Origin of the sequence: Paenibacillus mendelii (assembly GCF_024498075.1) — a bacterium.
Taxonomy (GTDB): domain Bacteria; phylum Bacillota; class Bacilli; order Paenibacillales; family Paenibacillaceae; genus Paenibacillus_Z; species Paenibacillus_Z mendelii.
The window spans coordinates 1-7,136 of the sequence record NZ_JANHOF010000041.1; the positions used below are offsets into that span (position 1 = coordinate 1).

A 7,136-nucleotide genomic window follows, 5' to 3' on the forward strand; every position below is an offset into this window, starting at 1 on the left:
TGAACTTGGGTCAAAATCTAAGAAAACGTGAGCATTTAAGAGAAAAGTGATTCTCCATAGAGGGAGGATAGCTTAGTGATAAAACGAAGTTATCTCTTTACATACGAACGTACATTCGGTACTATAATATATATGGATATATATACCAACTCACTAACGCTTCCATTGGTTCAACCCCGGATTATATTCCCGTACTGAATAATGAAAGTCGGCTCCTTGTTGTCCGAATGGAGCCCGTGTGCCGGCTAACTTTTAATAATCCTTGAAAGGTGATTGGTTGTATGGGAGAACATACGATTACTAAACTTATAGTTAAATCCATTAGGATGATAGGCATCAAACGTGAGTGTCTCTTTAAGGAATTCCCCACAGCGTTGCTTGCAGCGAGGGCTGAACTATATGATAAATATGATTCGAATGGGGCAACTGAGTTAATTTTCTATGTGATGACGGATGAGAAACTGCATCCGGAAAGACAGGAAGTCTTTTACCTAGGCATGGAGTCTAATGGAGATGATTCAATACCCGAGGGAATGGAGTACAATCAAATCGAGAATCAATCATTTGTCATGACAACTCACAAAGGTGTTATAACAGATATATGGAAGGGCTATCAAAAGATCAATGAATACATGAAGAAAAACGAATGGATAGAAGATAGGACGTCATATGTTGTGGAACTTTACGATGAACGTTCTAACACGAACTCAAGCGATAGTGAAGTGGAAATCTACATACCTGTTAAGACAAGCAAATGACCCTTCTCCTAAAACTTGCGTTGGCAAAAAACTGTTGTCGGTATGGAAATAAGCCTAACAGTATTCGTAGGGATCTAAAGGTGATAAAAGGAGTGAAGAAAATGATAAAAAAAGGCTTTCAGGGGCATATCGCCTACTTACATTTGCCGGTAACCCGGATGGAAGAGTCGCTGGCTTGGTACAAGCGGCATCTTGGAGCCAGAATATCGGGAAAACCGCATGACGATCTCGGTTTTATCGACTTTCCGGAAGGGCCGAATGTGCTGCTGCTCGGTACGAACCAGCCTGCTCGAGCGGCGTTCTACTTGGGGGATGAGCGCAAACAGGCGGCTGGATTTCGTACGACACGAATCGAAAAACTTCACCGTCATATGAAGGAGGGCGGAGTATCGCTTGAACCGATCGTTAGCTATGAGCATGGTCTTTTCTTTTATTTTGACGATCCGGATGGCAATTTTTTTATGGTGCATCAACTACCTGACGCGGTAAGCAGGGACGATGATCCGCTGGTTGAAGGTATCCGCTACATCGAAATGCCAGTCTATGATTTGGAACAGACAACAGATTGGTACATGAGCATCTTGGGCTTCAATAAGACCTTGCCGGGAAATCCGGATCTTGTCTTTCTTGACAGAGAGCCGGGTCCAAACATCCTAATGTGGCGTTCGCAATTCAGAACGAACTTGAATGTTTATCGCGGCGACGAAGTCACTCCTTTTATCGGGTTTCGAATCAATGAGATGAACGTGCTTCATCAGTACCTGAGAACATCAGGCGTTGCTGTCAGCGAGATCGAGGACGCTGGAGCGGTAGGTCGATTTTGCCATTTTACGGATCCGAACGGAAATTTGTTTATGGTGCACGAGCCTTCTCAAGCCATAGTGTAAGCTGGAACTTAATACGGAATTGTTCAAATAACGGGTACGTTAGTTGAACGAATCAAGGAGCAGTTTGCCGCGGCAGCTGTTCCTTGTTTTTATTAGTTGAAGTGCAGTTTAGTCAACATCAACAAGGTTACCTATTTCATTTAAAGTGCACCTGCATCAACCACATTTCGTAATGCAGGATATATGGGTTTGAACCCAAGTTGCTCACGAATCTTTTGTGTGTCTAGGAGCTGTAGCCAAGAAGGATCAATTGGACGACTTTCGAAGTCCTCTGTGATCGGTTCATTGTAAATCTTCATAATTTCGGCTGCAGTCACTGGTTCATCATCAGCGACATTAAAAATTTGCCCGTTCATATTTTTCGCTTCTATTGCAAGGATAACGGCACCTCTTTGCAGCAAGCAGTAAAAGCGCTCAATCTCCATCCCGCCTATGTCATTGGAGTTGGGGCTTGCTGACATGGAACAGGGCCGCAGAAATTGTTTTTTCCTTTTCCGATATCGCACCTCCGCATTCGCGGAATTTTATTTGGCGGAGCTTCACGAATCCCGTATTGCGTATGCATCGGAATTGGGAGAAGCTTGCTCAAAGCTTGATTGCCCAGTTTCGGGCCGATTATGCGCGTTACCCGGGTGATCCATGGTTCGGGGAATTGATTGAGGATCTCAAACAGTACAGTGAGGATTTCCTTTTATGGTGGGACCGCCATGATGTGACAACAATCCCGGATGGACATAAACGGATGGACCATCAAATGCTAGGTATCCTCGAATTTGAACATGTCACTTTGGAAGTTCCCGCTGATGCTGATCAAAAGGTGATCATTTTTACTTGTTCATCGGAGACCTCGTCCAAGCTAACACAACTTTTATCAGACAAGCCTAAGCCGACATGCTGAGCCTGACATTAAGCTATCCGCCAGTTAAGCGTGAACATATCTATCTGTGTGATAGTGGCAGCGAAGCGAAGTAAGTTTGCATCTTACTTACGTATACAATAAAGGAGCTGCCAGCTGGCAGCTCCTAGTTGTTTACTTTAATGTATTTATAGTATTAACTTTTGATCCCCAATACGCCAGAAACGATAATAAGCGAAATGAAAAGAACAAGAGCAATCCCTTCTTCTCGTAATAACGAATTTTTGTGCTGGGCAACCTAGCCCTCATGTCTATATGAAGATAAGAACTTTTTTATGTATACTTAATCGTAGCCGAGACGAATAGGTAAGCAACTAAAGGAGATCCATACGTAATGAAATCTGACTGCATAAAATTACCGCCGGGATTTTGGGTGGGATTACAACAATTAGGAATTGACCCGCACGATATAGCCCGCAAAGCGCGGCTGCCGCTCACCATTATTACAGAACCAACTGCAGTCACCACCGACCAATATTTTAGAATCTGGCAAGCATACTCCGATCTCGTTGGTGATACGGCCATCGGAATCGTCAAGCTTGTAACCGTCTTTGACACGACACAATATCCACCGACCGTATTAGCGACCTACCATGCCCGTGACTATCGCGACGCCCTTAATCGAATGGTCCGGTACAAACAACTGTGCCCTCCGGAAAGCTTGCGTATAACCGAAGATGGCGAACGCTGTACAATTGAATTGGAATGGATGCGCACCAAGCAACCCGGACCGCCAATATTGGTTGGCGCCACGCTGGCCTTTCTTCTAGAGCTTGGGCGTCGGGGCACGGGCCAGCCTTTATCTGCACGGTCCGTGGAATTTTCTCACTCGATGGGCGATGTAAAGGCCCTTGAAGCTTACTTCGGGTGCCCTATCCGGATTGGTGCAACCGATAACCGACTGACGCTGCATCGAAGAGATCTGGACCGCCTCTTTATTTCGTATAACAAAGAGTTGCTGGAGATCCTGACTCCCGTCTTGGACCGGTCATTGGATGAACAGCGCAGCCGTTCAATCCCCGAGATGGTCAAGTGGATCTTGCAGCGCAGCCTAGCTGGAGGCCGCCTTGACATTCGGGCAGTGGCGAGTGAGTTGGGCATGAGCGATCGTACCCTGCAGCGCCGTCTTGCTGACGAAGGGACAACTTTCAAGCAGCTGTTGACACAGGTTCGGCATGAACAGGCACGAGAATACTTGGCAGACCCTAAGCTCGATATCAAAGAAGTGGCTTTCTTAATTGGATATGAAGACCCGAACTCGTTTTACCACGCCTTTCGTCTTTGGGAAGGGGATACTCCTTCAAAATGGCGTTCCGAATATTTAGGGGCAAACCCGCCGTCATAGAATCCCAACCTAATGCGTTCTACGCTGGGATAGCATTATCCGGGTTTCATTATTTGGCGGGTTAAACAAGAAATTTGGCGTTGTACGCTAGTTACCTTACGATCCAGACAAAGTAAAATAATCTCTATCCGGAGCACAAGGGTGTTCCTAGAATAACTTCTAATCTGCTTGCTGCGAATGACAATAAAGGAGACATATGTTATGGATATGGGATTAAGGAACAAAACCGCTTTAGTAACTGGATCGACGAAAGGTATAGGGAAAGCAATTGCCATTGAACTTGCCAGAGAAGGTGTCAATGTCCTCGTTAATGGACGGAATAAAGAAGAGGTAGAACGAACGGTAATTGAATTGAAGTCGGAGTTCCCGTCTACCTCTCCTCAGAATGCTACAGCCGATATTGTGGATATGCAGCAAAGAGAAGCTTTATTCGAGAAATATCCCCATGTTGATATTCTGGTTAACAATATGGGGATTTATGAAATCATGTCATATGAGGACGTTGAAGATGAAGTATGGGAAAAATACTTCCGAACGAATGTCCTTGCCGCTAATGGTTTATGTAAATATTATTTGACTAAAATGTTGAAAAACAATTATGGACGAATAATCTTTATTGCAAGTGAAGAAGCGATTATGCCTTCAGGGCAAATGCCTCAGTATGGTATGACCAAATCTATGCTATTATCACTGTCAAAAAGCTTATCTAAACTAACGATAGGAACGGAAGTCACATCCAATACGATCTTGCCAGGACCAACCCTTTCCGAAAATGTATCTCAAATCATTGAGAGTTTGTTTCCTGATGATATGGCATTTTCGGAAAAAGAGAAAAACTTTATGGCGGCAAACCTGCCCCATTCCGAAATACAGCGGTTTATCAAGCCTTTTGAAATTGGCAGGCTGGCTGCATTCGTATGCAGCCCTTATGCATCTGCATTTAAAGGTTCACCAATCCGTATGGATGGGGGCATGGTGCCAACAATTTTTTAACATAAACTCTATTTGACTATTATAGGTTTAACAACTGCGTAACAGCAGGGTGCTCCTATATATTACCGCAGCTATATTAAGCTAAACGTGACAGAATATCTTCATACATCGGAAAGGCAGCCGGGCAGATTGGTTGCCTTTTTCTCAACTGGCTAAAATTGTCTACATATCTCATCGTTTCTAATATGCTATTCATTTGATTGGCCAATTTCTCATTTAGCTTCTGCAGAGCCACCTTGAAGGATCGTTCAATAGCAGTTAGATCTTGTGTCTCTAAGGCTTCAAGTAACTGTTTTATACTCTCAATAAAATAGACTGTTTTCCTTAAACTGCTGATAATAATAATTTTTTTCGTGAACAAAACTACACGATTAAACAAGAGCTGAAATTAATAGCTGACTAGCAGTTTTTTTCTGGAGTTTATAAAAGATGTTGACACGACACTTAATGGTGTCATATAATCAAATCGCCACCAAATGGTGTCCTATAAGAGAAAGAAACTAGGAGAGGGTGTTGTGAGCGAGAACAACCAGTTGCGGGTTGTGCTTGACGCGATTACAGACCCAACTAGACGCCGACTGATTCGTCTGTTAGCAGAGGCAGAGGAGATACCGCTTCATGAATTAACGGCGCAGTTTCAAATGGCCGTACAGCGGTAGCCAAGCATTTGACAATTCTTTATGAGGCTGGATTGGTACTTGACCGAAAAGTCGGCAGAGAATCGCGATTTATGCTAAATGCTTTTCCACTCAGAGGAATTCAAAGTTGGGTGGCTTTCTACGGCAAGTTCTAGAGTACGAATATGATGCGCGCGCTTGAATCAACTATTAGAGGAGGAAGTAGAATGAGTTTAGCATTATCCTTGGATTTTCAGTACACGACATCGATCGAGAAACTTTGGTCCGCCTTAACCGATTCGAGCAAGCTTGCCAAGTGGGTGGCCAACATCCACACTGGTCAGCCGATGGATAATAATTTCGAGCCTGTCGTAGGACACCGTTTTCAGTTTCGCACTCAGCCGTCCGAATGGTGGGATGGTATTATTGACGGCGAAGTGCTTATCGTCGACGCACCAAACCGGGTATCCTATTCTTGGGCCAGCGGAGGCGAGAAGCACACGGTCACCTGGACGCTGCAGGTTTTAGGTGAAGGAAAGGTTAACCTTCATCTCGAGCAAACCGGTTTCGCAAATGTTCAAGGTCTCGAAGGCGCTAGATATGGCTGGGGTAAATGGTGCGGCGAGCTTGAAAAGGTATTGGCCTAGTTGTAAAAGGAAGGAGCGCCTTATGAATATCATTTTTGTTATTTTACAAAGCTTTCTGCTCGTCTCCATGGCCTTTGGCGGCGGAAGCAAGCTGGCTGGTGCGAAAAATTTTGTTGAAATGTTCGAGTCGATTAAACTGCCGCAATGGTTTCGAGTTGTTACTGGGCTCGTTCAACTAGCCGGGGCAGTCGGACTTGTCATCGGATACTGGTATCCGGCAATAGCCGCATGGGCAGGCATTTGGATTGGCATTACGATGCTGGTGGCATGCTTTTCACATTTCAGAGTCAAGCATCCTGTGGGAAGTGCGATACCGGCCTTTGTGATTACTTTGATTGCAGCCACTCTAGTAATCGTGCATGCATATGGAATACCGCATCCCTTAACCTAACAAAGGTGACCATCAGAGCTGATAGACGCCAACATCGAGGATCTAGGGGATTAGAGGGGCGAGAGTTTCTTCCGGCTACATGCGCTGATCAAGCAGGCGGTCCCCGAAGTTACTGAGGGGTGGAAGCGGAGAGGGACACCAGTCAGTCGAAAGCAATAAATGGCGGGCCATTGATTTCCACAAAGGCAACCAGATTGACGAGGCGGCTCGAATGGCTCTCGTACGCGCCGCAGTTGCACTGAACACGTCAAAACCCTCCAAACAGCAAATCGTAATTGGATGTATTCACATTCCTTTCGGAGAGCCTATTTTCCATCAAAGGTGAGTGTGCAAATCTATTATAGCAATATGTAGGAGAGCCTCTATGCAAGGCTCTTTTTCATATCCAAAAGGAGGCAATACAACCTCTAACCAGTAGACAGTTACAGATAGACAATGCGGTGGAGAAGTTGTTTATTGTGATGAATAAGAAGAAATATCGGAAGTCAAGAACATGATCCCATAATAAGTCGCCTTAATGGGACTGTTGACAAACGATCCAATTTAATAGGTTTTTGAAGGGCCGTGTAGAATTAGTTTCTA

7 protein-coding genes and 2 pseudogenes are annotated in these 7,136 nt (G+C 44.7%); 8 read left to right on the plus strand and 1 reads right to left on the minus strand.

Annotation, left to right across the window (positions count from 1 at the left end; genetic code table 11):
• Positions 1–281: 281 nt before the first annotated feature.
• The gene (locus tag NNL21_RS35660) at positions 282–758 is read left to right on the plus strand and encodes a GyrI-like domain-containing protein (RefSeq protein WP_204822854.1); all 477 of its coding nucleotides are present in this window, start codon (positions 282–284) and stop codon (positions 756–758) included.
• A gap of 101 nt (positions 759–859) precedes the next feature.
• Positions 860–1,645 carry a VOC family protein gene (locus tag NNL21_RS35665; RefSeq protein WP_204822853.1) on the plus strand — a complete coding sequence of 262 codons (786 nt, stop codon included), beginning with the start codon at positions 860–862 and terminating at the stop codon, positions 1,643–1,645.
• 140 nt (positions 1,646–1,785) lie between these two features.
• Here the strand turns inward: NNL21_RS35665 and NNL21_RS35670 are convergent, their stop codons facing one another.
• Positions 1,786–2,070 (minus strand): NAD-dependent epimerase/dehydratase family protein, encoded by a 285-nt coding sequence (locus NNL21_RS35670; protein WP_204822852.1) that lies wholly within the window; start codon positions 2,068–2,070, stop codon positions 1,786–1,788.
• Between the two features lie 20 nt (positions 2,071–2,090).
• Here NNL21_RS35670 and NNL21_RS35675 point away from each other — a divergent pair.
• The 6 genes and pseudogenes from NNL21_RS35675 to NNL21_RS35700 form a co-directional block, all read left to right on the plus strand.
• A pseudogene (locus NNL21_RS35675) lies at positions 2,091–2,543 on the plus strand (MmyB family transcriptional regulator); the annotation flags it as partial.
• A gap of 352 nt (positions 2,544–2,895) precedes the next feature.
• Positions 2,896–3,906, plus strand: a complete 1,011-nt coding sequence (locus tag NNL21_RS35680) for an AraC family transcriptional regulator (protein WP_204822850.1) — start codon at positions 2,896–2,898, stop codon at positions 3,904–3,906.
• 201 nt (positions 3,907–4,107) lie between these two features.
• Entirely contained in the window at positions 4,108–4,899 is a 792-nt protein-coding gene (locus tag NNL21_RS35685) for an SDR family NAD(P)-dependent oxidoreductase (RefSeq protein ID WP_204822849.1), read from the plus strand.
• A gap of 515 nt (positions 4,900–5,414) precedes the next feature.
• A pseudogene (locus NNL21_RS35690) lies at positions 5,415–5,692 on the plus strand (ArsR/SmtB family transcription factor).
• A 51-nt stretch (positions 5,693–5,743) separates the two neighbouring features.
• Positions 5,744–6,163, plus strand: coding sequence for an SRPBCC family protein (locus NNL21_RS35695; protein ID WP_204822848.1), 420 nt, complete (start codon positions 5,744–5,746; stop codon positions 6,161–6,163).
• 22 nt (positions 6,164–6,185) lie between these two features.
• Positions 6,186–6,554, plus strand: coding sequence for a DoxX family protein (locus NNL21_RS35700; RefSeq protein WP_204822847.1), 369 nt, complete (start codon positions 6,186–6,188; stop codon positions 6,552–6,554).
• Positions 6,555–7,136 lie beyond the last annotated feature (582 nt).

Bases quoted from the DNA above. Each gene is read 5' to 3' on its own strand.
- NNL21_RS35660 (WP_204822854.1), top strand. From the start codon at position 282: ATGGGAGAACATACGATTACTAAACTTATAGTTAAATCCATTAGGATG.
- NNL21_RS35665 (WP_204822853.1), top strand. From the start codon at position 860: ATGATAAAAAAAGGCTTTCAGGGGCATATCGCCTACTTACATTTGCCG.
- NNL21_RS35670 (WP_204822852.1), bottom strand. From the start codon at position 2,070: ATGGAGATTGAGCGCTTTTACTGCTTGCTGCAAAGAGGTGCCGTTATC.
- NNL21_RS35680 (WP_204822850.1), top strand. From the start codon at position 2,896: ATGAAATCTGACTGCATAAAATTACCGCCGGGATTTTGGGTGGGATTA.
- NNL21_RS35685 (WP_204822849.1), top strand. From the start codon at position 4,108: ATGGATATGGGATTAAGGAACAAAACCGCTTTAGTAACTGGATCGACG.
- NNL21_RS35695 (WP_204822848.1), top strand. From the start codon at position 5,744: ATGAGTTTAGCATTATCCTTGGATTTTCAGTACACGACATCGATCGAG.
- NNL21_RS35700 (WP_204822847.1), top strand. From the start codon at position 6,186: ATGAATATCATTTTTGTTATTTTACAAAGCTTTCTGCTCGTCTCCATG.